The 23,939-nt window shown below is 62.2% G+C and carries 20 protein-coding genes; 19 read left to right on the plus strand and 1 reads right to left on the minus strand.

Features of this window, described 5'->3' with window-relative positions:
* Positions 1-5: 5 nt before the first annotated feature.
* The 19 genes from uppS to ispD all read left to right on the plus strand — a co-directional run bounded on the left by uppS (position 6) and on the right by ispD (position 22,869).
* Complete coding sequence (gene uppS / locus V6093_RS23480; protein ID WP_010952675.1) at positions 6-761, plus strand: polyprenyl diphosphate synthase; 756 nt, start codon at positions 6-8, stop codon at positions 759-761.
* Positions 761-1,576 (plus strand): phosphatidate cytidylyltransferase, encoded by an 816-nt coding sequence (locus V6093_RS23485; RefSeq protein WP_003252301.1) that lies wholly within the window; start codon positions 761-763, stop codon positions 1,574-1,576. Before uppS ends, V6093_RS23485 begins: the two co-directional genes overlap by 1 nt.
* Entirely contained in the window at positions 1,573-2,763 is a 1,191-nt protein-coding gene (ispC, locus tag V6093_RS23490) for a 1-deoxy-D-xylulose-5-phosphate reductoisomerase (protein WP_004574729.1), read from the plus strand. The genes V6093_RS23485 and ispC overlap by 4 nt, the downstream gene beginning before the upstream one ends.
* A gap of 72 nt (positions 2,764-2,835) precedes the next feature.
* Positions 2,836-4,188: an RIP metalloprotease RseP gene (gene rseP / locus V6093_RS23495; RefSeq protein ID WP_004574728.1), complete on the plus strand. Its 1,353-nt coding sequence runs from the start codon at positions 2,836-2,838 to the stop codon at positions 4,186-4,188.
* 73 nt (positions 4,189-4,261) lie between these two features.
* The gene (gene bamA / locus V6093_RS23500) at positions 4,262-6,622 is read left to right on the plus strand and encodes an outer membrane protein assembly factor BamA (RefSeq protein WP_003252308.1); all 2,361 of its coding nucleotides are present in this window, start codon (positions 4,262-4,264) and stop codon (positions 6,620-6,622) included.
* A gap of 44 nt (positions 6,623-6,666) precedes the next feature.
* Positions 6,667-7,170 (plus strand): OmpH family outer membrane protein, encoded by a 504-nt coding sequence (locus V6093_RS23505; RefSeq protein ID WP_003252311.1) that lies wholly within the window; start codon positions 6,667-6,669, stop codon positions 7,168-7,170.
* Position 7,171: 1 nt separating this feature from the next.
* On the plus strand, positions 7,172-8,227 hold the full coding sequence (gene lpxD / locus V6093_RS23510) for a UDP-3-O-(3-hydroxymyristoyl)glucosamine N-acyltransferase (protein ID WP_003252312.1): 1,056 nt from the start codon (positions 7,172-7,174) through the stop codon (positions 8,225-8,227).
* 114 nt (positions 8,228-8,341) lie between these two features.
* Entirely contained in the window at positions 8,342-8,782 is a 441-nt protein-coding gene (gene fabZ, locus V6093_RS23515; protein WP_003252314.1) for a 3-hydroxyacyl-ACP dehydratase FabZ, read from the plus strand.
* Positions 8,779-9,555 carry an acyl-ACP--UDP-N-acetylglucosamine O-acyltransferase gene (lpxA, locus tag V6093_RS23520; protein ID WP_003252316.1) on the plus strand — a complete coding sequence of 259 codons (777 nt, stop codon included), beginning with the start codon at positions 8,779-8,781 and terminating at the stop codon, positions 9,553-9,555. The genes fabZ and lpxA overlap by 4 nt, the downstream gene beginning before the upstream one ends.
* A gap of 1 nt (position 9,556) precedes the next feature.
* Positions 9,557-10,684: a lipid-A-disaccharide synthase gene (lpxB, locus tag V6093_RS23525; RefSeq protein ID WP_003252318.1), complete on the plus strand. Its 1,128-nt coding sequence runs from the start codon at positions 9,557-9,559 to the stop codon at positions 10,682-10,684.
* A 1-nt stretch (position 10,685) separates the two neighbouring features.
* Positions 10,686-11,309, plus strand: a complete 624-nt coding sequence (gene rnhB / locus V6093_RS23530; protein ID WP_003252319.1) for a ribonuclease HII — start codon at positions 10,686-10,688, stop codon at positions 11,307-11,309.
* Positions 11,310-11,495: 186 nt separating this feature from the next.
* The gene (dnaE, locus tag V6093_RS23535; RefSeq protein ID WP_014861651.1) at positions 11,496-15,020 is read left to right on the plus strand and encodes a DNA polymerase III subunit alpha; all 3,525 of its coding nucleotides are present in this window, start codon (positions 11,496-11,498) and stop codon (positions 15,018-15,020) included.
* A gap of 106 nt (positions 15,021-15,126) precedes the next feature.
* Positions 15,127-16,074: an acetyl-CoA carboxylase carboxyltransferase subunit alpha gene (locus V6093_RS23540; protein ID WP_003252323.1), complete on the plus strand. Its 948-nt coding sequence runs from the start codon at positions 15,127-15,129 to the stop codon at positions 16,072-16,074.
* Between the two features lie 171 nt (positions 16,075-16,245).
* On the plus strand, positions 16,246-17,529 hold the full coding sequence (gene tilS, locus V6093_RS23545; RefSeq protein ID WP_108078889.1) for a tRNA lysidine(34) synthetase TilS: 1,284 nt from the start codon (positions 16,246-16,248) through the stop codon (positions 17,527-17,529).
* Positions 17,530-17,796: 267 nt separating this feature from the next.
* Positions 17,797-19,425 (plus strand): CTP synthase, encoded by a 1,629-nt coding sequence (locus V6093_RS23550; protein ID WP_265979695.1) that lies wholly within the window; start codon positions 17,797-17,799, stop codon positions 19,423-19,425.
* Positions 19,426-19,428: 3 nt separating this feature from the next.
* Positions 19,429-20,274, plus strand: coding sequence for a 3-deoxy-8-phosphooctulonate synthase (gene kdsA / locus V6093_RS23555; protein ID WP_003252332.1), 846 nt, complete (start codon positions 19,429-19,431; stop codon positions 20,272-20,274).
* Positions 20,275-20,428: 154 nt separating this feature from the next.
* Positions 20,429-21,718, plus strand: a complete 1,290-nt coding sequence (gene eno / locus V6093_RS23560; RefSeq protein ID WP_003252333.1) for a phosphopyruvate hydratase — start codon at positions 20,429-20,431, stop codon at positions 21,716-21,718.
* Between the two features lie 165 nt (positions 21,719-21,883).
* Positions 21,884-22,165, plus strand: coding sequence for a cell division protein FtsB (gene ftsB / locus V6093_RS23565; RefSeq protein ID WP_004576849.1), 282 nt, complete (start codon positions 21,884-21,886; stop codon positions 22,163-22,165).
* Positions 22,162-22,869: a 2-C-methyl-D-erythritol 4-phosphate cytidylyltransferase gene (gene ispD / locus V6093_RS23570; protein WP_004576850.1), complete on the plus strand. Its 708-nt coding sequence runs from the start codon at positions 22,162-22,164 to the stop codon at positions 22,867-22,869. The genes ftsB and ispD overlap by 4 nt, the downstream gene beginning before the upstream one ends.
* A gap of 129 nt (positions 22,870-22,998) precedes the next feature.
* On the opposite strand, the gene V6093_RS23575 is transcribed toward ispD, so the two are convergent.
* Positions 22,999-23,895: a LysR substrate-binding domain-containing protein gene (locus tag V6093_RS23575; RefSeq protein ID WP_003252336.1), complete on the minus strand. Its 897-nt coding sequence runs from the start codon at positions 23,893-23,895 to the stop codon at positions 22,999-23,001.
* Positions 23,896-23,939 lie beyond the last annotated feature (44 nt).

The following is a 23,939-nucleotide window of genomic DNA, read 5'->3' on the forward strand; positions in this document are numbered from 1 at the left end:
TTTTAATGGAAAAGACCAAGCCAGCGGCGCCGTCCTCGGTGCCGCGTCATGTCGCGATCATCATGGATGGCAACAACCGCTGGGCGAAAAAGCGCCTGCTGCCCGGCGTGGCCGGGCACAAGGCGGGTGTGGACGCCGTTCGCGCGGTCATCGAAGTCTGTGCCAAGTCCGGGGTCGAGGTACTGACCCTGTTCGCCTTCTCCAGCGAGAACTGGCAGCGCCCTGCCGAAGAGGTCGGTGCGTTGATGGAGCTGTTCTTCTCGGCGCTGCGCCGTGAGGCCAAGCGCCTTGACGAGAACAATATCAGCCTGCGCATCATCGGCGACCGTTCGCGTTTCCATCCTGAGCTGCAGGCCGCCATGCGCGAGGCCGAGGCAGTGACCGCTGGCAACAACCGCTTCATTCTGCAGATAGCAGCCAACTACGGTGGTCAGTGGGACATCGCCCAGGCTGCCCAGCGGCTGGCGCGGGAAGTGCAAGCCGGGCACCTGCGCCCGGAAGACATCACCCCGGGTCTGCTGCAGACCTGTCTGGCAACCGGCGACCTGCCGTTACCGGACCTGTGCATTCGCACCGGTGGCGAGCACCGCATCAGCAATTTCCTGTTGTGGCAGCTGGCCTATGCCGAGTTGTATTTCTCCGACCTCTACTGGCCGGACTTCAAACACGAGGCCATGCGCAATGCCCTGGCCGATTTCGCTTCGCGCCAGCGCCGCTTCGGTAAGACCAGCGAGCAGGTCGAGGCTGGAGCTCGTGCTTAATGCTTAAACAACGCATCATTACTGCGCTGATCCTGCTGCCGGTCGCGCTGGGTGGTTTCTTCCTGCTCAATGGCGGGGATTTCGCCCTGTTCATCGGCTTCGTAGTGACCCTCGGTGCCTGGGAGTGGGCGCGCCTGGCCGGGCTGATGGCCCAGCCGCTGCGCATTGCCTATGCAGCGGTGGTCGCGGGGGCGCTGATGCTGCTGTACATCCTTCCGGAACTGGCGCCCTGGGTACTGGGCGCTGCGGTGATCTGGTGGGGGCTGGCCACCTGGCTGGTGCTTACCTACCCGCGCAGCAGCGACCTGTGGGCCAGTGCTGCCTGTCGGTTGCTGATCGGCCTGCTGGTGTTGCTGCCGGCCTGGCAAGGGTTGGTGCTGCTCAAGCACTGGCCCCTGGGCAACTGGCTGATCCTGTCCGTCATGGTGCTGGTGTGGGCCGCCGACATCGGTGCGTACTTCTCTGGCCGGGCATTCGGCAAGCGCAAGCTGGCTCCGCAGGTCAGTCCGGGCAAGAGCTGGGAAGGCGTGTACGGTGGCCTGGCGGTCAGCCTGTTGATTACCCTGGGTGTCGGCATCAGCCGCGACTGGGGCTTTGGTCAGATCCTGCTGGGCCTGTTGGGCGCTGCGTTGCTGGTGATGTCCTCGGTGGTCGGTGACCTGACCGAGAGCATGTTCAAGCGTCGCTCCGGTATCAAGGACAGCAGCAATCTGTTGCCCGGGCATGGGGGTGTGCTCGATCGCATTGACAGCCTGACTGCGGCAATCCCGATCTTCGCCGTCCTGTTGTGGGCTGCCGAATGGGGTGTGATGTGAGTCGCCCGCAGCGTATTACCGTACTCGGGGCCACCGGCTCCATTGGCCTGAGCACGCTGGATGTGATTGCGCGTCATCCTGACCGTTATCAAGCGTTTGCCCTCACTGGCTATTCGCGCATCGACGAGCTGTTGGCCTTATGTGTGCGTCATCGCCCGGCATTCGCTGTGGTGCCGAGCACTGAGGCGGCGGTGAGGTTGCGTGCGGGTCTGGCTGCGGCCGGCTGCACCACCGAGGTGCTGGAAGGTGAGGCCGGGCTTTGTCAGGTGGCGTCGGCCGCTGAAGTGGATGCAGTGATGGCAGCCATTGTCGGTGCTGCCGGCCTGCGCCCCACGCTGGCGGCAGTCGAGGCAGGCAAGAAGGTGTTGCTGGCCAACAAGGAAGCACTTGTGATGTCGGGCGCACTGTTCATGGAGGCGGTGCGGCAAAAGGGTGCCGTGCTGCTGCCGATCGACAGCGAACACAACGCTATCTTCCAGTGCATGCCAGGCGACTACGCCCGTGGTCTGAGTGCCGTCGGTGTGCGCCGGATCCTGCTTACCGCGTCCGGCGGGCCGTTCCGCGAAACGCCGGTCGAGGCGCTGCTGGACGTGACCCCGGAGCAAGCCTGTGCGCACCCTAACTGGTCCATGGGGCGCAAGATTTCCGTGGATTCGGCCAGCATGATGAACAAAGGCCTCGAGTTGATCGAAGCCTGCTGGTTGTTCGATGCCGTGCCATCCAAGGTTGAGGTGGTGGTGCACCCGCAGAGCGTAATCCACTCGCTGGTCGACTACGTGGACGGTTCGGTACTCGCGCAGTTGGGCAATCCGGACATGCGTACGCCGATCGCCAGCGCGTTGGCCTGGCCGGAACGGATCGATTCCGGGGTTGCGCCTCTGGACCTGTTCGCCATCGCCCGTCTGGATTTCCAGGCGCCCGACGAACAACGCTTCCCTTGCCTGCGCCTTGCGCGGCAGGCTGCCGAGGCCGGCAACAGCGCGCCTGCCGTGCTCAATGCGGCCAACGAGGTTGCGGTCGAGGCATTTCTTGAACGGCGCATCCGCTTCCCGGAGATCGCGGGTATGATCGAACAGGTACTCGACCAGGAACCGGTCGTGCCGCTGCCGTCGCTGGATGCGGTATTTGCCGCCGATCAGCGTGCCCGGGAGCTTTCCCGTGAGTGGCTGAGGCGTCACGGCCGCTGATGCAGCCCCGCCAAGGTTCGTGAGGGGGCTGGGCAGGAATGCCCGCCCGCTGAACATCATTCGGAGATGGACATGACAGCGCTCTACATGATTATCGGCACCCTCGTGGCGTTGGGTGTGCTGGTCACTTTCCACGAATTCGGGCACTTCTGGGTGGCGCGCCGCTGCGGCGTCAAGGTGCTGCGTTTCTCGGTGGGTTTCGGCACGCCGCTGCTACGGTGGCATGACCGCCACGGCACCGAGTTCGTTGTTGCGGCCATTCCTCTGGGTGGCTACGTCAAGATGCTCGACGAGCGCGAAGGCGATGTGCCGCCGGCGCTGGCCGGGCAGTCGTTCAACCGCAAGTCGGTGCGCCAGCGTATTGCGATTGTCGCGGCAGGCCCGATCGCCAATTTTCTGCTGGCTATCCTGTTTTTCTGGGTGCTGGCGATGCTGGGTACCCAGCAAGTCCGCCCGGTTATCGGCGCGGTCGACAGTGGCAGCCTGGCAGCATCTGCAGGGCTGACCGCAGGTCAGGAAATCGTTTCTGTAGATGGCAAGCCGACCAACGGTTGGTCGGCGGTCAATTTGCAGCTGGTTCGTCGTCTGGGCGAGAGCGGTACCTTGCAGATTGGTGTGCGCGATGAGGGCGCCAGCGCCGAGCGTCAGCTGCAGGTCAAGCTGGACAGTTGGCTCAAGGGCGCCGACGAGCCGGACCCGATTCAATCCCTGGGGCTGCGCCCTTGGCGACCGGCGATCACACCTGTGCTGGCCGAGATCGATCCGAAGGGGCCGGCTGCCGCTGCGGGCCTGAAAACCGGTGACAAGCTGCTGGCTCTGGACGATGTGGCAGTGACTGAATGGCAGCAGGTTGTCGACCGCGTGCGCGCCCGCCCGGATGCCAAGGTCGTGGTGCGAGTGGAGCGCGATGGCGCTGCCCTGGAGCTGCCGGTGACCTTGGCCCGCAAGGGGGAGGGTAAGGCCGTCGGTGGCTATCTTGGCGCTGGCGTCAAAGGTGGCGAATGGCCTGCCAACATGCTCCGCGAAATCAGCTACGGCCCGCTGGATGCGGTGGGTGAGAGCTTGTCGCGTACCTGGAACATGAGCGTCCTGACCCTTGAATCGCTGAAGAAAATGCTGTTCGGGGAGCTCTCGGTAAAAAACTTGAGTGGACCGATAACCATTGCTAAAGTGGCGGGCGCTTCAGCCCAGTCCGGCGTGGGGGATTTCCTGAATTTCCTGGCCTACCTGAGCATAAGCCTGGGGGTTCTTAACCTGCTGCCCATTCCAGTACTGGACGGGGGGCATTTGCTGTTTTACCTGGTCGAGTGGGCGCGCGGTCGTCCGCTGTCGGATCGGGTGCAAGGTTGGGGGGTTCAGATCGGTATCAGTTTGGTCATAGGGGTGATGTTGCTCGCCCTGATCAACGATCTGGGTCGACTATAAAGCTTCGCTCAATTGCGAACCTGCCGTTTTGTGACGGCAGGTTGTTTATTGCCAGTTGGAATAAAAGGACTTCATGAAACGTCTGCTGCTAACTGCGGTCATGTCCGCACTGATGATCGCTGAAGTTCACGCCGAGTCCTTCACCATCTCCGATATTCGCGTCAACGGCCTGCAGCGGGTTTCCGCTGGCAGTGTGTTCGGTGCCTTGCCGCTGAACGTTGGCGACCAGGCCGACGACCGCCGCCTGGTGGACTCGACTCGTTCCTTGTTCAAGACCGGGTTCTTCCAGGACATCCAGTTGAGCCGCGATGGCAATGTGCTCATCATCAACGTGGTCGAGCGCCCGTCGGTGTCGAGCATCGAGATTGAAGGCAACAAGGCGATCAGCACCGAAGACCTGATGAAGGGCCTGAAACAATCGGGCCTGGCCGAAGGCGAGATCTTCCAGCGTGCCACCCTCGAAGGTGTGCGTAACGAGCTGCAGCGCCAGTACGTGGCCCAGGGGCGCTACTCGGCCGAGGTCGACGCCGAAGTGGTGCCGCAGCCGCGCAACCGTGTGGCGCTGAAGATCAAGATCAACGAAGGCACCGTCGCCGCCATCCAGCACATCAACATCGTGGGCAACAACGTATTCGATGATGAGACCCTGGGGCAGCTGTTCGAGCTGAAGACCACCAACTGGCTGTCGTTCTTCAAGAACGACGACAAGTACGCCCGTGAAAAACTCTCCGGTGACCTGGAGCGCCTGCGTTCCTACTACCTGGACCGCGGCTACATCAACATGGACATCGCCTCCACCCAGGTGTCCATCACGCCGGACAAGAAGCACGTCTACATCACCGTCAACATCAACGAAGGCGAGAAATACACCGTTCGCGACGTGAAGCTGTCCGGTGACCTCAAGGTGCCGGAAGACCAGGTCAAGTCGTTGCTGCTGGTGCAGCCGGGCCAGGTGTTCTCGCGCAAGGTGATGACCACCACGTCCGAGCTGATCACCCGCCGCCTGGGTAACGAAGGCTACACCTTCGCCAACGTCAACGGCGTGCCGCAACCAAACGACCAGGACCACACCGTCGACATCATGTTCGTGGTCGACCCGGGCAAGCGTGCCTACGTCAACCGCATCAACTACCGCGGCAACACCAAGACCGAAGACGAAGTGCTGCGTCGCGAAATGCGCCAGATGGAAGGTGGCTGGGCGTCGACCTACCTGATCGACCAGTCCAAGACCCGCCTGGAGCGCCTGGGCTTCTTCAAGGAAGTCAACGTCGAGACCCCGCAGGTGCCTGGCACCGACGACCAGGTCGACGTCAACTACAGCGTCGAAGAGCAGGCCTCCGGCTCGATCACCGCCAGCGTCGGTTTCGCCCAGAGCGCCGGCCTGATCCTGGGTGGTTCGATCAGCCAGAGCAACTTCCTCGGTACCGGTAACAAGGTGTCCATCGGCCTGACCCGTTCGGAATACCAGACCCGTTACAACTTCGGCTTCGTTGATCCCTACTTCACTGCCGATGGCGTCAGCCTGGGCTACAACGCCTTCTACCGCAGCACCGATTACGACGACCTCGACGTCGACGTTGCCAGCTATGCGGTGGACAGCTACGGTGCCGGCGTCAGCCTGGGCTACCCGATCAGCGAAACCTCGCGCCTGACCTACGGCCTGAGCGTGCAGCAGGACAAGATCAAGACCGGCAAATACACCGTTGACGAGATCTTCGACTTCCTCGAGCAGGAAGGTGACAACTTCCTGAACTTCAAGGCCTCGATCGGCTGGTCCGAGTCGACCCTGAACAAAGGCGTACTGGCCACCCGTGGTCACTCGCAAAGCCTGACCCTGGAGTCCACCGTTCCGGGCAGCGACCTGTCGTTCTTCAAGCTTGACTACCGTGGCCAGCTGTTCAAGCCGATCACCAGCGACTACACCCTGCGCCTGCATACCGAGCTGGGCTATGGTGATGGTTACGGCAGCACCTCCGGCCTGCCGTTCTACGAGAACTATTTCGCGGGTGGTTTCAACTCCGTCCGTGGCTTCAAGGACAGCAGCCTGGGCCCGCGCAGTACCCCGAGCATCGGCGAGGCCGCAGGTGGCAAGCCAGGCACCATCGCCGACCCGGATCAGGATCCGTTGCCGTTTGGTGGTAACGTGCTGGTGCAAGGCGGTGCCGAGCTGCTGTTCCCGCTGCCGTTCGTCAAGGACCAGCGTTCACTGCGCACTTCCGTGTTCTGGGACGTGGGTAACGTGTTCGACACCAATTGCGGCAACAAACCTGATTGCGAGAAGGTCGGGTTCTCGGGCATGGCCAGTTCGGTCGGCCTGGGCGTGACCTGGATTACCGCACTGGGCCCGTTGAGCTTCAGCCTGGCAATGCCGGTCAAGAAGCCGGACGATGCCGATACCCAGGTGTTCCAATTCTCTCTGGGCCAGACCTTCTAAGGTCGGCCCTTGCTTAATGACAACGGTTTATCCAGGAGTGCATCGTGCGTAAATTGGCTCAATTGGCCGTAGTGGCCGCGGCGCTGGTCGCCACCCCGGCTTTCGCCGAAATGAAGGTTGCCGTCCTGAACTACCAGATGGCCCTGCTCGAGTCGGATGCCGCCAAGAAGTATGCGGTTGATGCCGAGAAGAAATTCGGTCCGCAACTGACCAAGCTGAAAAGCCTGGAAAGCAGTGCCAAGGGCATCCAGGACCGCCTGATCAAGGGCGGCGACAAGATGCAGCAGCAGGAGCGTGAGCGCCTGGAGCTCGAGTTCAAGCAAAAGGCCCGCGATTTCCAGTTCCAGTCCAAGGAACTGAACGAAGCCAAGGCCGTTGCTGATCGCGACATGCTCAAGCAACTGAAGCCGAAGCTGGATGGTGCTGTCGAGGAAGTGATCAAGAAGGGCGGCTACGACCTGGTCCTCGAGCGTGGTGCGGTCATCGATGTCAAACCTCAGTACGACATCACCCGCCAAGTCATCGAGCGCATGAACCAAGCCCGTTGATATGAGTGTGACCATGACGCTAGGCCAGCTGGCCGAGGTACTCGGAGCTACCCTCAAGGGGCCCGAGGCGCTGCAGATTACCGGGTTGGCCACCTTGCAAGAGGCTGGCCCGACGCAGTTGAGCTTCCTCGCCAACCCGCAGTACCGCAAGTACCTGGATAACAGCCAGGCCGGCGCGGTGCTGCTCAAGGCTGCGGATGCCGAAAGCTTTGCCGGCAATACCCTGGTCGTGGCGGACCCGTACCTGGCTTACGCGCGGATTTCCCACCTGTTCGATCCCAAACCCAAGGCTGAGGCGGGAATACATCCCAGCGCCGTGGTGGCGGAAGATGCCCAGGTGGACGCCAGCGCCAGCATCGGGCCGTTCGCGGTCATCGAAAGTGGTGCGCGCATCGGCGCCAACGTCAGCATCGGCGCACACTGCTTCATCGGTGCCCGCTGTGTGGTCGGTGAAGGTGGTTGGCTGGCACCGCGGGTCACGCTGTATCACGACGTGACCATCGGTAAGCGTGTGGTCATCCAGTCGGGTGCCGTGATCGGCGGCGAGGGCTTCGGCTTTGCCAACGAGAAGGGCATCTGGCGCAAGATTGCGCAGATCGGCGGCGTCACCATTGGTGATGACGTGGAGATCGGCGTCAATACTGCTGTCGACCGTGGCGCGCTCTCCGACACCCGGATCGGCGACGGGGTCAAGCTGGATAACCAGATCCAGATCGCTCACAACGTGCAGATCGGTGATCACACTGCCATGGCCGCTTGCGTCGGGATCTCCGGCAGCACGCGCATCGGCAAGCACTGCATGCTGGCCGGTGGCGTGGGGCTGGTTGGGCACATCGATATTTGCGATAACGTTTTCGTTTCCGGAATGACCATGGTTACCCGTTCGATCACTGAACCGGGTTCCTATTCTTCCGGCACTGCCATGCAGCCGCTGGCTGACTGGCGCAAGAGCGCCGCGCGTATCCGCCACCTGGACGACATGGCCAAGCGTCTCCAGCAGCTGGAAAAACGCGTCGATACCGTGACCTCAGGTGGCCTGCCGACATCAGAAGGCTGATACCATTCCCTGAGCAAGAGTGAACAGTCGCTAGCTGGCTCCTCTTTGGATTGCAAAAGGAGCGTGTGGTCAGCACCTGCGCTCCCTATTCTTATTACAGGCTTCCCCACCGAAATGATGGACATCAACGAGATTCGCGAATACCTGCCTCACCGCTACCCGTTTCTGCTGGTAGACCGTGTGACGGATCTGGACTTCGAGGCCCAGAGCATTCGTGCCTACAAGAATGTCAGCATCAATGAGCCGTTTTTCAATGGCCACTTCCCGGCACACCCGATCATGCCGGGTGTCCTGATCATCGAAGCCATGGCCCAGGCGGCCGGCATCCTTGGTTTCAAGATGCTCGATGCCAAGCCGGCCGATGGCACCCTGTACTACTTTGTCGGTTCCGACAAACTGCGTTTCCGTCAGCCGGTTCTGCCGGGTGACCAGCTTGTGCTGGAGGCGAAGTTCCTCAGCCGTAAAAGCATGATCTGGAAGTTCGAGTGCCGCGCCCTTGTCGATGGCAAGCCGGTCTGCTCGGCAGAAATCACCTGTGCGGAACGCTCCCTATGAATTCGATTGATCCTCGGGCCATTATCGATCCGTCGGCCAAGCTGGCCGACGGCGTCGAGGTCGGCCCTTGGTCGATCGTTGGCCCTGATGTCGAAATCGGGGAGGGCACCGTTATCGGCCCGCATGTTGTGCTCAAAGGCCCGACCCGCATCGGCAAGCACAACCGTATCTTTCAGTTTTCCTCGATCGGTGAAGACACCCCGGACCTTAAGTACAAGGGTGAGCCGACGCGCCTGGTGATCGGCGATCACAATGTGATTCGCGAAGGGGTGACCATCCACCGCGGTACTGTTCAGGACCGCTCGGAAACCACCGTGGGTGACCATAACCTGATCATGGCCTATGCCCACATTGGCCACGACAGTGTCATCGGCAACCACTGCATCCTGGTCAACAACACGGCGTTGGCAGGTCATGTACATGTGGGTGACTGGGCGATCCTGTCCGGTTACACCCTGGTTCACCAGTACTGCCATATTGGCGCCCACGCGTTTTCCGGCATGGGCACGGCCATTGGCAAGGACGTTCCGGCCTTCGTTACCGTGTTCGGCAGCCCGGCCGAAGCCCGCAGCATGAACTTCGAGGGCATGCGCCGCCGCGGTTTCAGCGACGAGGTGATCCATGTGCTGCGTCGTTGCTACAAGATTGTCTACCGTCAGGGCCTGACCGTCGAAGACGCGCTCAAGGAGCTGGCCGAACCGGCCACGCAACACCCTGAGGTCGAGCTGTTCCGTCAGTCGATCCTGAGCTCCGCTCGCGGCATCACGCGCTGATATGGCCCAGCTTTGCGTAGCGCTGGTTGCCGGTGAGGCCAGTGGCGATATTCTTGGTTCAGGCTTGATGCGTGCCCTCAAGGCGCGCCACCCCGACGTGCGTTTCATCGGGGTTGGCGGCCCCTTGATGGAGGCCGAGGGCCTGCAATCCTATTTCCCCATGGAGCGCCTGGCCGTCATGGGGCTGGTCGAGGTACTCGGGCGCCTGCGTGAGCTGCTCAAGCGCCGCAAGCTGCTGATCCAGACCCTGATCGAAGAAAAGCCCGACGTATTCATCGGCATCGACGCCCCTGACTTCACCCTCAACATCGAGCTCAAGCTGCGCCAGGCTGGGATCAAGACCGTGCACTATGTCAGCCCGTCAGTGTGGGCCTGGCGGCAGAAGCGCGTGCTGAAGATCCGCGAAGGCTGCGACCTGATGCTGACGCTGCTGCCGTTCGAGGCGCGGTTCTACGAAGAGCAGGGTGTGCCAGTGCGTTTTGTCGGCCACCCGCTGGCAGACACCATACCGCTAGAAGCCGACCGCCCGGCCGCGCGCGCCGCGCTGGGCCTGGGCGAGGGGCCGGTGGTGGCGTTGATGCCGGGCAGCCGGGGTGGCGAAGTAGGGCGCCTGGGCGCGCTGTTCCTCGACGCTGCCGAGCGCCTCTGCCAACAAGTGCCGGGTGTGCGCTTCGTGTTGCCCTGCGCCAACGCCACGCGGCGCACCCAGATCGAACAGATGCTTGAAGGGCGCCAACTGCCGCTGACCCTGCTCGATGGCCAGTCGCACCAAGCCCTGGCAGCCTGTGACGCGGTGCTGATCGCCTCGGGTACCGCCACCCTCGAGGCGCTGCTGTACAAGCGGCCGATGGTGGTGGCGTACCGCCTGGCGCCCTTGACCTTCTGGATTCTCAAGCGTCTGGTGAAAAGCCCTTACGTGTCATTGCCGAACCTGCTGGCCCAGCGAGAGCTGGTGCCCGAGTTGCTGCAGGACGACGCTACCAGTGAAGCGCTGGCCAACACCCTGGCGCCGCTGGTGCGCGATGGAAGCCAGCAGACCGAACGTTTCGACGAAATTCACCGCACCCTGCGCCGTGACGCCTCCAATCAGGCGGCCGAGGCGGTACTGGCCCTGCTCAAGGACCGCTGACATGCAAATTGGACTGGACTTCAACCTGGTAGAAGACCTGGTCGCCGGCGTTGACGAAGTGGGCCGCGGCCCGTTGTGCGGCGCGGTGGTAACGGCGGCCGTGATTCTTGATCCCGCGCGGCCGATTCTCGGTCTGAACGATTCGAAGAAACTCACCGAAGCCAGGCGTGAGGCGCTGTTCGACGAGATCTGCGAAAAGGCCTTGAGCTTCTGCATCGCCCGTGCCGAGGTCGAGGAAATTGACAGCCTGAACATCCTGCAGGCCACCATGCTGGCCATGCAGCGGGCAGTGGAGGGCTTGCACATTACGCCAAAGCTGGCCCTGATCGATGGCAATCGCTGCCCGAAGCTGGCGGTGCCGGCAGCACCGGTGGTCAAGGGGGATAGCCAGGTGCCGGCCATTGCGGCGGCATCGATCCTGGCCAAGGTGACCCGTGATCGGGAGATGAGTGCGTTCGAACTGATCTACCCGGGTTACGGCATTGGCGGGCACAAGGGCTACCCGACCCCGGTGCATCTCGAGGCGTTGGCGCGCCTTGGGCCTACGCCCATTCATCGGCGTTCCTTCGCCCCGGTGCGGGCGGCTTGGGAAGCGCGCGAAGGCGTCACCGATTCCCTGATCTGACCTATTGGGGCCGCTTTGCGGCCCTTCGCGGGCACGCCCGCTCCCGCAGGATTCATCGGTCTGAGCAGCGGGGCCGTACCTGTGGGAGCGGGCGTGCCCGCGAAGGGCTGCAAAGCAGCCCCAAAAAAAGCCCCTAGTTAGGCTACAATCCCGCCCTTGTCGTTAAGCTCTGCTACAGGATCTTCCATGTCGGTTCCCTTCGTTCACCTGCGCGTCCATTCCGAATTCTCGCTGGTCGACGGCCTGGTGCGGATCAAACCGCTGGCCAAGGCGCTGACCGGGATGAACATGCCGGCGGTCGCGATCACCGATCAGAGCAACATGTGCTCGCTGGTGAAGTTCTACAAGACGGCCATGGGCGCCGGCATCAAACCGATCTGCGGTGCCGACCTGTGGCTGGCCGGTGCCGACCCGGAAGCCCCGCTGTCGCGCATCTGCTTCCTGGCCATGGACCCCAAGGGCTATCGCAACCTCACCGAACTGATCTCGCGCGGCTGGACCGATGGCCAGCGCAATGGCCTGGTCATCCTCCAGCGTGAATGGATCGCCCCGGCCAGCGAGGGCCTGATTGCCCTGTCCGCGGGCAAGGAAGGCGACATTGGCATGGCGCTGCTGGCGGGTCGGCAAGACGAAGCCGAAGCGCTTCTTCAAGACTGGATGGGCATGTTCCCCGAGCGCTTCTATGTTGAAGTGCAGCGCACCAATCGGGCACGCGACGAAGAATACGTGCACGCGGCGGTGGCATTGGCCGACAAGCTTGGCGCCCCGCTGGTGGCTACCAACGACGTACGTTTCATCAAGCAGACGGACTTCGACGCCCACGAAACCCGCGTATGCATTGGCGAGGGATGGACCCTTGACGACCCGCGCCGTCCGCGTTGCTACAGCGACCAGCAGTACCTGAAGTCGGCCGAGGAAATGGCCGAGCTCTTCAGCGACCTGCCCGACGCCATCGCCAACACCGTCGAGATTGCCAAGCGCTGCAACATCCAGGTGCAGCTGGGCAAGTACTTCCTGCCTGACTTCCCCACGCCCAACGGCATGGGCATCGACGACTACCTGCGGCATGTGTCCCACGAAGGCCTGGAAGAGCGCCTGGCCGTGCTGTGGCCGAAAGAGACCACGCCCAATTATGAAGAAAAGCGTCAGGTTTACCTGGACCGCCTGAAGTTCGAGCTGGACATCATCATCCAGATGGGCTTCCCCGGTTACTTCCTGATTGTTATGGACTTCATCAAGTGGGCCAAGAACAACGACGTACCGGTTGGCCCGGGCCGCGGTTCGGGTGCTGGCTCGCTGGTGGCCTATGTACTGAAGATCACCGATCTCGACCCGCTGGCCTACGACCTGCTGTTCGAGCGCTTCCTCAACCCTGAACGTATTTCCATGCCCGACTTCGACGTCGACTTCTGCATGGACGGCCGTGACCGGGTGATCGACTACGTGGCCGAGGCCTACGGCCGTAATGCGGTGAGCCAGATCATCACCTTCGGTACCATGGCCGCCAAGGCGGTGGTGCGTGACGTGGCGCGGGTGCAAGGCAAATCCTATGGCCTGGCCGACCGCCTGTCGAAGATGATCCCCTTCGAAGTGGGCATGACCCTGGAGAAGGCCTACGAGCAGGAAGAAATCCTGCGTGACTTCCTCAAGGGCGACGAAGACGCCCGTGAAATCTGGGACATGGCCCTGAAGCTGGAGGGTGTGACCCGGGGTACCGGCAAGCACGCCGGTGGTGTGGTTATCGCACCGACCAAGCTCACCGACTTTTCGCCGATCGCCTGTGATGAAGAGGGTGGTGGCCTGGTAACCCAGTTCGACAAGGATGACGTCGAGGCCGCCGGCCTGGTGAAGTTCGACTTCCTCGGCCTGCGTACCTTGACCATCATCAAGTGGGCGATGGAGATCATCAACCGCGAGCAGGCCAAGAAGAACCTGCCCGACCTCAACATCGACTTCATCCCGCTGGACGACCGCAAGACTTACGAGCTGCTGCAGAAGGCCGAAACCACGGCGGTGTTCCAGCTTGAATCGCGTGGCATGAAGGAGCTGATCAAGAAGCTCAAGCCCGACTGCCTGGAAGACCTGATCGCACTGGTTGCGCTGTTCCGTCCGGGCCCGCTGCAATCGGGCATGGTGGACGACTTCATCAACCGCAAGCACGGCCGCGCCGAGCTGGCCTACCCGCACTCCGACTACCAGTACGAAGGCCTCAAGCCGGTACTGGCACCGACCTACGGCATCATCCTGTACCAGGAACAGGTGATGCAGATCGCCCAGGTGATGGCGGGTTACACCCTGGGTGGCGCCGACATGCTGCGCCGGGCCATGGGTAAGAAAAAGCCAGAGGAAATGGCCAAGCAGCGCGGTGGTTTCATCGAAGGTTGCGTAGCCAACAATATCGATGCGGACCTCGCCGGTAACATCTTCGACCTGGTAGAGAAGTTCGCGGGCTACGGCTTCAACAAATCCCACTCCGCCGCCTATGGCCTGGTGTCGTACCAGACCGCCTGGCTGAAAACCCACTACCCGGCGCCGTTCATGGCCGCGGTCCTGTCGGCGGATATGCACAACACCGACAAGGTGGTGGTGCTGGTGGAGGAGGTGCGCAGCATGAAGCTGCGCCTCGACGCGCCGGACGTGAATTTCTCGGACTTCAAGTTCACCGTCAACAACGACGGCCGTATCGTCTACGGCCTTGGTGCCATCAAAGGTGTCGGCGAAGGCCCTGTGGAGGCGATTGTCGAGGCCCGTGCCCAAGGCGGTCCCTTCAAGGACCTGTTCGATTTCTGTGAACGCATCGACCTCAAGCGGGTCAACAAGCGTACCCTTGATGCGCTGGTGCGCAGTGGCGCGCTGGACCGCCTTGGCCCGCACTTCCATGACGAGATCAAGGCCTACCACGCCAACATCGACATCAACCGGGCAACCTTGCTGTCGGCGCTGGGCGAGGCCATCAAGGCAGCCGAGCAGGCTGCGCATACCGCTGACAGTGGCCATGTCGACCTGTTCGGCAGCATGTTCGACGCGGCAGATGTCGATGTGTATGCCAACCACCGCAAGGTGCGCGAGCTCACCCTCAAGGAGCGTCTGAAGGGGGAGAAAGACACCCTTGGCCTGTACCTCACCGGCCACCCGATCGACGAGTACGAGACCGAGATCCGCCGCTTCGCCCGCCAGCGCATCGTCGACCTCAAGCCGTCGCGCGAAACCCAGACCATCGCGGGCATGATCATTGCCCTGCGGGTGATGAAGAACAAGAAGGGCGACAAGATGGGCTTCGTCACCCTGGATGACCGTTCCGGGCGGATCGAGGCATCGCTGTTTGCCGATGCCTTCATGGCGGCACAGTCCTTGCTGCAGACCGATGCGATGGTGGTGGTGGAAGGCGAGGTCAGCAATGACGACTTCTCCGGGGGCTTGCGCCTGCGGGTGAAGCAGGTGATGACCATGGAAGACGCGCGCACCAAGCTGGCCGAGAGCCTGCGCCTGAAGGTGGCGCACGACGCACTGAAGGGCGACCGGCTGAAGTGGCTGGGCGAGCTGATCACCCGCCATCGCGGTGCCTGCCCGATCACGCTGGAGTACACCGGCAGCGACGCCAAGGCCATGCTGCAGTTTGGCGAGCAGTGGGCGATCGATCCGGCCGATGGGCTGATTCAGGCGCTGCGTGACCAGTTCGGGCGTGAGAACGTCTTCCTGCAATATCGTTGAACCGACAAAAATTTAATCTCGACCTGAATGCGCCTGATCCCTTAAGGTATGGCGCCAAACGGATCAACCGGCCGGCCGCCTGGCCGTAGACCCAAGACGGATGACTATGAACCCGAATTTCCTCGACTTCGAACAGCCGATTGCCGACCTGCAAGCCAAGATCGAAGGCCTGCGCCTGGTGGGCAACGACAACTCGCTGAACATCAGCGATGAAATTGCCCGTCTGCAAGACAAGAGCAACACCCTGACCGAAAGCATCTTCGGCAACCTGACCAGCTGGCAGATCGCCCGCCTGGCCCGTCACCCGCGTCGTCCATACACCTTGGACTACCTGGAGCACATCTTCACCGAGTTCGAAGAGCTGCACGGGGACCGTCACTTCTCTGACGACGCCGCCATCGTGGGTGGTACTGCGCGTCTGGACGGCAAGCCGGTCATGGTCATTGGCCACCAGAAGGGCCGTGAAGTGCGCGAGAAAGTGCGTCGCAACTTCGGCATGCCGCGCCCGGAAGGTTACCGCAAGGCCTGTCGCCTGATGGAAATGGCCGAACGCTTCAAGATGCCGATCCTGACCTTCATCGACACGCCGGGCGCCTACCCGGGCATCGACGCCGAAGAGCGCAACCAGAGTGAAGCCATCGCCTGGAACCTGCGGGTCATGGCACGCCTGAAAACCCCGATCATCGCTACCGTGATCGGTGAGGGTGGTTCCGGTGGGGCACTGGCCATTGGCGTGTGCGACCAACTGAACATGCTGCAGTACTCCACCTACTCGGTTATCTCGCCGGAAGGCTGTGCTTCGATTCTGTGGAAAACGGCCGATAAAGCAGCAGACGCGGCCGAGGCCATGGGCATCACCGCCGAGCGTCTGAAGAGCCTGAACATTGTCGACAAGGTCATCCAGGAGCCGCTGGGCGGCGCCCACCGTGACCCGGCCAAGATGTCCGAAAGCATCCGTGCCGATCTGGTGCAGCAGCTGGACATGCTCGGCAAGTTCGACAACGATGCGCTGTTGGCCCGTCGCTACGAGCGCCTGATGAGCTACGGCCTCTGATTCTGATTTGCCCCGGGGCCGTTTTACGGCCCTTGTGATTGATGGCACCGGCTTCGCCGGTGTTCGCGGGTAAACCCGCTCCTACAGGTATTGCGCTGCCCTTGAGGCTTGCGCCGTACATGTGGGCGCGGGCATGCCCGCGAATGCTTTCTGGAATCGAGCGAGGGCTAGATGATCAACCTCACTCCTTGGCTCAACGCCCCCACCTGGCACGTCGCCTTCTCCGGCGGCCTCGATTCCACCGTCCTCCTGCACCTGCTGGCCGAATACGCCCGCAACCACGCCTCCCCCCCGCTGCGCGCCATCCATATCCACCACGGCCTGCAAGCCGCTGCCGACGCCTGGCCCACCCACTGCCAAGCCATCTGCGACAATTTCGACGTTGAACTCCAGGTCATCCACGTCCAGGTCTCCCCTGGCGCCAGCCTGGAACAGGCGGCCCGAGAGGCCCGCTATGCCGCCTTCAGGCAAGTGCTCGGCCCGGGCGATATCCTGTTCACCGGCCAGCACCGCGACGACCAGGCCGAGACCCTGCTGTTCCGCCTGTTGCGCGGCGCCGGCCTGCGTGGCCTGGCGGCAATGCCGGGGCAGCGGGCGCTGGGGCAGGGCAGCCTGGTCAGGCCGTTACTGACCTGTTCCCGGCAACATTTGCAGGATTATGCCCAAGCCCAAGGGCTGACCTGGATCGAAGACCCGTCAAACGTCGACACACAATTCGCCCGCAACTACCTGCGCGGCGAAGTGATGCCGCAGTTGCAGCAACGTTGGCCACAGGCCAGCCAGAACTTCGCCCGGGCAGCAGAGCATCTGGGCGAGGCGCTGGGTTTGCTGGACGAGCTGGCCCAGGAGGATCTGGCGCTTGCGCGCAAAGGGGCGCCTCTCGCCTGGCCGGGGCTGGATTCCCTCGACCTGGCCGCCCTGCTGGCGTTATCGCCGGCCCGTCAGCGCAATGCCTTGCAGTACTGGCTTAGCCAGCGCACCCGTTTGCCCGATACCCGGCACTGGGCCGGCTGGGCAGACCTGCGCGATGCCGGTGCCGATGCCCGGCCAGTCTGGCGGCTTGCCGATGGACGGTTGGTGCGTAGCCACGGGCGCATCTGGTGGTTGAGCGGTGATTGGCTACAGCAACCGGCTGGCTCGCTGGCCTGGCCCGACCCTGATGGGCCGTTGCGGTTGCCGGGCAATGGTTGCGTGCGTCTTGTTGGCGCAGCCGTGCCGAGCGGGTTGCGCATTGCCTACCGTCAGGGGGGGGAAATGCTGGAGGTTCCCGGCCGTGGTCGGCGGGACCTCAAGCGCCTGCTCAACGAACAGCAGGTGCCGCATTTCCTGCGCTCGCGCCTGCCGTTGCTGTATCACGGCGAATGCCTGCTGGCGGTGGCCAACCTGCCCGGGCTGGTGCAGGCGGATTGCCAACTGCACTGGCAGTTACCGACGAACGCGCAAGGTTTGAGCTGAAGGGTACATTCCGGTAGACTACCCTCCCTTCTTGATACAACTTCTGTGGGTTCCGCGAAAACACAGGAGTTGCCGATTACCAAGCAGTTTTTTGCCGAGCTGATTCTGGAAATGACGAGCGAACGCCATGCCGGGTATACCCTGGCTGTACAGACGCGGCAGTTTTTCGAGATGCACTGTGATTGACGCAGGTGATCGGGGGCTTCGGCCTTCCTTCGCTTTCTCCGGCGGCGCTGGCCGCCTTAACGCAGACTTCTAGGGTTTTTCATGACGCGCTACATATTCGTCACGGGCGGTGTTGTTTCTTCATTGGGGAAAGGCATTGCCTCGGCTTCCCTGGCGGCCATCCTGGAAGCGCGGGGCCTGAAGGTCACCATGCTCAAGCTGGATCCGTACATCAACGTCGACCCGGGCACCATGAGCCCGTTCCAGCACGGTGAAGTTTTTGTCACCCACGATGGCGCCGAGACCGACCTCGACCTGGGTCACTACGAGCGGTTCATCCGCACCACCATGACCCAGAACAACAACTTCACCACTGGCCGTATCTACGAGCACGTGCTGCGTAAAGAGCGTCGTGGTGATTACCTGGGCGCGACCATCCAGGTCATCCCGCACATCACCGACGAAATCAAGCGTCGCATCATCAAGGGTGCCGGCGATGCCGACGTGGCCCTGGTGGAAATCGGCGGTACCGTGGGTGATATCGAGTCGCAGCCGTTCCTCGAGGCGATTCGCCAGCTGCGTGTCGAAGTGGGCTCCAAGCGTGCCATGCTGATGCACCTGACCCTGGTCCCGTACATCGCCACCGCTGGCGAAACCAAGACCAAGCCGACCCAGCACTCGGTCAAGGAGCTGCGCTCCATCGGCCTGCAGCCTGACGTGCTGATCTGCCGCTCCGACCACCCGGTGGATGCTTCGTCGCGTCGCAAGATCGCGCTGTTCACCAACGTTGAAGAGCGTGCGGTGATTTCGCTGGAAGACGTCGACACCATCTACAAGATCCCGGGCGTACTGCATGCTCAGGGCCTGGACGACTTCGTCGTCGAGCGCTTTGGCCTGCAGTGCAATGGTGCCGACCTGTCCGAGTGGGACAAGGTGGTTGATGCCAAGCTCAACCCGGAGCACGAAGTGACCATCGCCATGGTCGGCAAGTACATGGAGCTGCTGGATGCGTACAAGTCGCTGATCGAAGCGATGAGCCACGCCGGCATCACCAACCGGACCAAGGTCAACCTGCGCTACATCGATTCGGAAGACATCGAGAACCAGGGCACCAGCCTGCTCGAAGGCGCCGATGCCATCCTGGTACCGGGCGGTTTCGGCCTGCGCGGTGTGGAAGGCAAGATCACCGCGGTGCAATACGCCCGTGAGAACAAGGTGCCGTACCTGGGTATCTGCCTGGGCATGCAGGTGGCCGTCATCGAATTCGCCCGTAACGTGATGGGCTGGAAAGACGCCAACTCCACCGAGTTCGACCGTAACAGCGGCCACCCAGTGGTCGGCCTGATCACCGAGTGGGCCGATGCCACCGGTGCCGTCGAGACCCGCGACGAGGCTTCCGACCTGGGCGGCACCATGCGCCTGGGCGCACAGGACTGCCAGCTGGCTGCCGGTTCCAAGGTGCACGACTGCTACGGCAAGGACGTGATCACCGAGCGTCACCGTCACCGCTACGAAGTGAACAACAACCTGCTGCCACAACTGGTGGAAGCTGGTCTGGTGGTTTCCGGCCGTTCCGAAGACGGCGCGCTGGTGGAAGTGATCGAGTCCAAGGATCACCCATGGTTCGTCGCTTGCCAGTTCCACCCGGAGTTCACCTCCACCCCGCGTGACGGCCACCCGCTGTTCAGCGGCTTCGTCAAGGCAGCCCTGGCTCAGAAGAACAAGGCCTGATCGATGACCCAGAAGATCATCCGCGTCGGTAACATCGAAATCGCCAACGACAAGCCTTTCGTCCTGTTCGGCGGCATGAATGTTCTGGAGTCCCGTGACCTGGCGATGAAGGTCTGCGAAGAGTACGTGCGGGTTACCGAGAAGCTCGGTATCCCGTATGTGTTCAAGGCCAGCTTCGACAAGGCCAACCGTTCGTCGGTAACGTCCTACCGTGGCCCTGGCATGGAAGAGGGGCTGAAGATCTTCGAAGAGATCAAGCGCACCTTCAACGTGCCGGTGATCACCGACGTGCACGAGCCTTACCAGGCCGAGCCCGTCGCCAAGGTATGCGACATCATCCAGTTGCCGGCTTTCCTGTCGCGGCAGACTGACCTGGTAGTGGCCATGGCCAAGACCGGCGTGGTGATCAACATCAAGAAGGCTCAGTTCCTCGCACCTCAGGAAATGAAACACATCCTGGCCAAGTGCGAAGAAGCCGGTAACGACCAGTTGATACTCTGCGAGCGTGGTTCGAGCTTCGGCTACAACAACCTGGTGGTCGACATGCTGGGCTTCGGCATCATGAAGCAGTTCGACTACCCGGTGTTCTTCGACGTGACCCACGCCCTGCAGATGCCGGGTGGCCGCGCCGATTCCGCCGGCGGCCGTCGGGCCCAGGTCACTGACCTGGCCAAGGCCGGCATGAGCCAGGGCCTGGCCGGGCTTTTCCTCGAAGCCCACCCCGATCCGGACAACGCCAAGTGCGATGGCCCATGCGCCTTGCGCCTGGATAAACTGGAGCCGTTCCTGGTCCAGCTCAAGCAATTGGACGACCTGGTGAAAAGTTTTCCGACGGTAGAAACCGCGTAAAGCTCATTTCTCGGGTAAAGTACCGCCCGATCCACCCCTGACCAGTCGGTCAGGGGCTCCCTTCATCAGGCCTGCCCAAAGCAAGTTCGCCTGGTGAACGGCAAGAATTTCCTAAGCTAAGTTGTTTTCGTCAAATTCTGGAGTGCTTACAACAATGGCAAAAATCGTCGACATCAAAGGTCGTGAAGTTCTCGATTCGCGTGGCAACCCCACTGTGGAAGCCGATGTACTGCTCGACAACGGCATCATCGGCAGCGCTTGCGCGCCGTCCGGTGCTTCTACCGGCTCGCGCGAAGCGCTGGAGCTGCGTGATGGCGACAAGAGCCGTTACCTGGGCAAGGGCGTGCTGAAGGCCGTCGCCAACATCAACGGCCCGATCCGTGACCTGCTGCTGGGCAAGGATCCTTCCGACCAGAAGGCGCTGGACCGCGCCATGATTGAACTGGACGGTACCGAGAACAAGGCCAAGCTGGGCGCCAACGCCATCCTGGCTGTTTCCCTGGCTGCCGCCAAAGCTGCTGCCCAGGACCAGGACCTGCCGCTGTACGCGCACATCGCCAACCTGAACGGCACCCCGGGCCAGTACTCGATGCCGGTTCCGATGATGAACATCATCAACGGTGGCGAGCACGCCGACAACAACGTCGACATCCAGGAGTTCATGGTTCAGCCGGTTGGCGCCAAGACCTTCTCTGACGGCCTGCGCATGGGTACCGAAATCTTCCACCACCTCAAGGCCGTCCTGAAGGCCCGTGGCCTGAACACCGCCGTAGGTGATGAAGGTGGTTTCGCCCCGAACCTGGCATCCAACGAAGACGCCCTGGGCGCTATCGCTGAAGCTGTCGAAAAAGCCGGCTACAAGCTGGGCACCGACGTGACCCTGGCCCTGGACTGCGCGGCTTCTGAATTCTACGAAGACGGCAAGTACAACCTGTCCGGCGAAGGCAAGTCGTTCGACGCCGAAGGCTTCGCCGACTACCTGAAAGGCCTGACCGAGCGTTTCCCGATCATTTCGATCGAAGACGGCCTGGACGAGTCCGACTGGGCTGGCTGGAAAATCCTCACTGACAAGATCGGTGAAAAAGTCCAGCTGGTCGGTGACGACCTGTTCGTGACCAACACCAAGATCCTCAAGGAAGGCATCGAGAAAGGCATCGGTAACTCGATCCTGATCAAGTTCAACCAGATCGGCTCGCTGACCGAAACCCTGGAAGCCATCCAGATGGCCAAGGCTGCTGGTTACACTGCAGTGATCTCGCACCGTTCCGGTGAAACCGAAGACTCGACCATTGCCGACCTGGCTGTGGGTACTGCTGCTGGCCAGATCAAGACCGGCTCGCTGTGCCGTTCCGACCGCGTTTCCAAGTACAACCAGCTGCTGCGCATCGAAGAGCAACTGGGCGCCAAAGCGGTTTACCGCGGTCGTGCCGAGTTTCGCGGCTAAGCAAGAGATGGTAAAAAGGCAGCAGTCGAAGTTGTAGGAACGTTCGTACTGAACTTTCCTACGTACTAACGGGTTTCTGTCGACGAAGCCTGGCCTCGGCCAGGCTTCGTGCTATTGGAGGCCCCGAAGTAAAAACGCGGCAGCCTTTTTAACCTGGATAACGTGATGCGCAGTCCCTATTGGTTGTTCCTCGTTCTGCTCTTGCTGTTGGGTGGCCTGCAGTACCGCCTGTGGGTGGGTAACGGCAGCCTGGCGCAAGTGACCGAACTGAAGCAGCAGATTGCCGATCAGCATGCCGAAAACGAGCGCTTGCTCGAGCGTAATCGTGTGCTCGATGCTGAAGTGCTAGAGCTGAAAAAAGGCATGGAGACCGTTGAAGAACGGGCCCGCCACGAATTGGGGATGGTCAAAGAGGGCGAAACCCTCTTCCAGTTGCCACAGAAATGATCGATACCTTGCCGGCCTTCTGGGCCGTGATTCCTGCGGCGGGTGTAGGTGCCCGCATGGCTGCCGACCGCCCCAAGCAATACCTGGAGCTGGCTGGGCAGACCCTTCTCGAGCACAGCCTCGACTGTTTTCTTGGCCACCCGGCGCTTAAGGGCGTGGTGGTCAGCATTGCCGAAGATGACCCGTACTGGCCTGGCCTGCGCTACGCCAGCGACCCACGCATCCAGTGCGCGGCGGGCGGGCGTGAACGCGCTGACTCGGTGCTTAACGCCTTGCTGGCGCTGCATGCCCAGGGGGCGGGGGACAGCGACTGGGTGCTGGTGCACGATGCTGCGCGGCCGAACCTGGCACGCAGCGACCTGGACAAGCTGTTGTCGGAGCTGGCGGACGACCCGGTGGGTGGCCTGCTGGCGGTGCCGGCGCGCGATACCCTCAAGCGTGCCGACAGCCATGGCCGGGTGAGTGCTACCGTGGACCGCAGCACGATCTGGCAGGCGTACACACCGCAGATGTTCCGCCTGGGAGCGTTGCACCGGGCGCTGGCTGAGTGCCTGGTGTCGGATGTGGTGGTGACCGATGAAGCCTCGGCCATCGAATGGTCCGGTCAGGCGCCGCGGCTGGTGGAAGGGCGCAGTGACAACATAAAGGTAACCCGGCCCGAAGATCTCGAATGGTTGCGCCAGCGCTGGGCGGGTAAACGCTGAGCGTTCACCGTTGGCGCCGCCGCCGTATTCGCGGGTAAACCCGCTCCTACATACGCATCGGTGGTTGGGCACAGGCCGTCGTAGGAGCGGGTTCACCCGCGAAGAGGCCAGTACATGCAGCACATCCCGTCAGCCGAAACGATACTCCGGCAACCCTGCCAACCCCTCCTTCAGGTAATCCACCAGCCGCCGTACCTTCGGCGACAGGTGCCTCTGCTGCGGATACAGCGCCCACACCGCCGTATTCGGCGGTTGGTGCGCCTCCAGCAGCGACACCAGCGCACCACTGTTCAGGTGTTCCAGCACGTAGTAATCCGGCAACTGGCACAACCCGATCCCTTGCAGCGCCGCATCCAGCACTGCCTGGCCACTGTTGCAGCGCCAGTTACCCTGTACCCGCTGGCTGATCTCACGGCCATCCTGCTGTAGCGCCCACAAGTCCGAACTCCCCACCAGGCAATTGTGCCGCGCCAGCTCCGACAGGCTGTGTGGCCGGCCATAGCGCTCAAGATAGGCCGGCGAGGCGCACAGGTACATGCGCCTTGGCGCCAGGCGGGTAGCCACCAAGCGAGAGTCGGCCAGGCGGCCCAGGCGGATGGCCAGGTCCATGCCTTCATGCAGCAGGTCGAGGGTGTGGTTGCTCAGCTCCACATCCACGCGCAGCTGCGGGTACAGCGCCATGAATCGCGTCACCAACGGCACGATGAAGCGCTCGCCGTAGGCCACGGCGCACGTCATGCGCAGCAAGCCCTTGGGTTCACTGGCCAGGTCGCCCATGGCGCGCAGCGCTTCCTCGCGGCCATCCTGCAAGCGTTGGCAATGCTGCAGGAAGGTCTGCCCGGCTTCGCTGAGGGTTACCCGGCGGGTACTGCGATACAGCAGGCGCGTTTGCAGGCGGTCCTCCAGCCGGGCGATCTGCCGGCTGATGTGCGATGAGGAAACCCCCAGGCGTTCGGCGGCGGCAGTGAACTGGCCCGATTCGGCCACGGCGACAAATTCGTCGATGCCTTCCCATCGGCTGCTCATCGATTATCCCTGTATGGCAATAATGTTTTGTCTTTGGCCTGATT

This window comes from Pseudomonas putida group bacterium ESBL64 (genome assembly GCF_045277175.1).
Taxonomy (GTDB): Bacteria; Pseudomonadota; Gammaproteobacteria; order Pseudomonadales; family Pseudomonadaceae; genus Aquipseudomonas; species Aquipseudomonas alloputida.

Coding starts and splice junctions, on each gene's coding strand:
- uppS (WP_010952675.1), top strand. CDS start 6: ATGGAAAAGACCAAGCCAGCGGCGCCGTCCTCGGTGCCGCGTCATGTC.
- V6093_RS23485 (WP_003252301.1), top strand. CDS start 761: ATGCTTAAACAACGCATCATTACTGCGCTGATCCTGCTGCCGGTCGCG.
- rseP (WP_004574728.1), top strand. CDS start 2,836: ATGACAGCGCTCTACATGATTATCGGCACCCTCGTGGCGTTGGGTGTG.
- bamA (WP_003252308.1), top strand. CDS start 4,262: ATGAAACGTCTGCTGCTAACTGCGGTCATGTCCGCACTGATGATCGCT.
- lpxD (WP_003252312.1), top strand. CDS start 7,172: ATGAGTGTGACCATGACGCTAGGCCAGCTGGCCGAGGTACTCGGAGCT.
- fabZ (WP_003252314.1), top strand. CDS start 8,342: ATGATGGACATCAACGAGATTCGCGAATACCTGCCTCACCGCTACCCG.
- lpxA (WP_003252316.1), top strand. CDS start 8,779: ATGAATTCGATTGATCCTCGGGCCATTATCGATCCGTCGGCCAAGCTG.
- lpxB (WP_003252318.1), top strand. CDS start 9,557: ATGGCCCAGCTTTGCGTAGCGCTGGTTGCCGGTGAGGCCAGTGGCGAT.
- rnhB (WP_003252319.1), top strand. CDS start 10,686: ATGCAAATTGGACTGGACTTCAACCTGGTAGAAGACCTGGTCGCCGGC.
- dnaE (WP_014861651.1), top strand. CDS start 11,496: ATGTCGGTTCCCTTCGTTCACCTGCGCGTCCATTCCGAATTCTCGCTG.
- V6093_RS23540 (WP_003252323.1), top strand. CDS start 15,127: ATGAACCCGAATTTCCTCGACTTCGAACAGCCGATTGCCGACCTGCAA.
- tilS (WP_108078889.1), top strand. CDS start 16,246: ATGATCAACCTCACTCCTTGGCTCAACGCCCCCACCTGGCACGTCGCC.
- V6093_RS23550 (WP_265979695.1), top strand. CDS start 17,797: ATGACGCGCTACATATTCGTCACGGGCGGTGTTGTTTCTTCATTGGGG.
- kdsA (WP_003252332.1), top strand. CDS start 19,429: ATGACCCAGAAGATCATCCGCGTCGGTAACATCGAAATCGCCAACGAC.
- eno (WP_003252333.1), top strand. CDS start 20,429: ATGGCAAAAATCGTCGACATCAAAGGTCGTGAAGTTCTCGATTCGCGT.
- ftsB (WP_004576849.1), top strand. CDS start 21,884: ATGCGCAGTCCCTATTGGTTGTTCCTCGTTCTGCTCTTGCTGTTGGGT.
- ispD (WP_004576850.1), top strand. CDS start 22,162: ATGATCGATACCTTGCCGGCCTTCTGGGCCGTGATTCCTGCGGCGGGT.
- V6093_RS23575 (WP_003252336.1), bottom strand. CDS start 23,895: ATGAGCAGCCGATGGGAAGGCATCGACGAATTTGTCGCCGTGGCCGAA.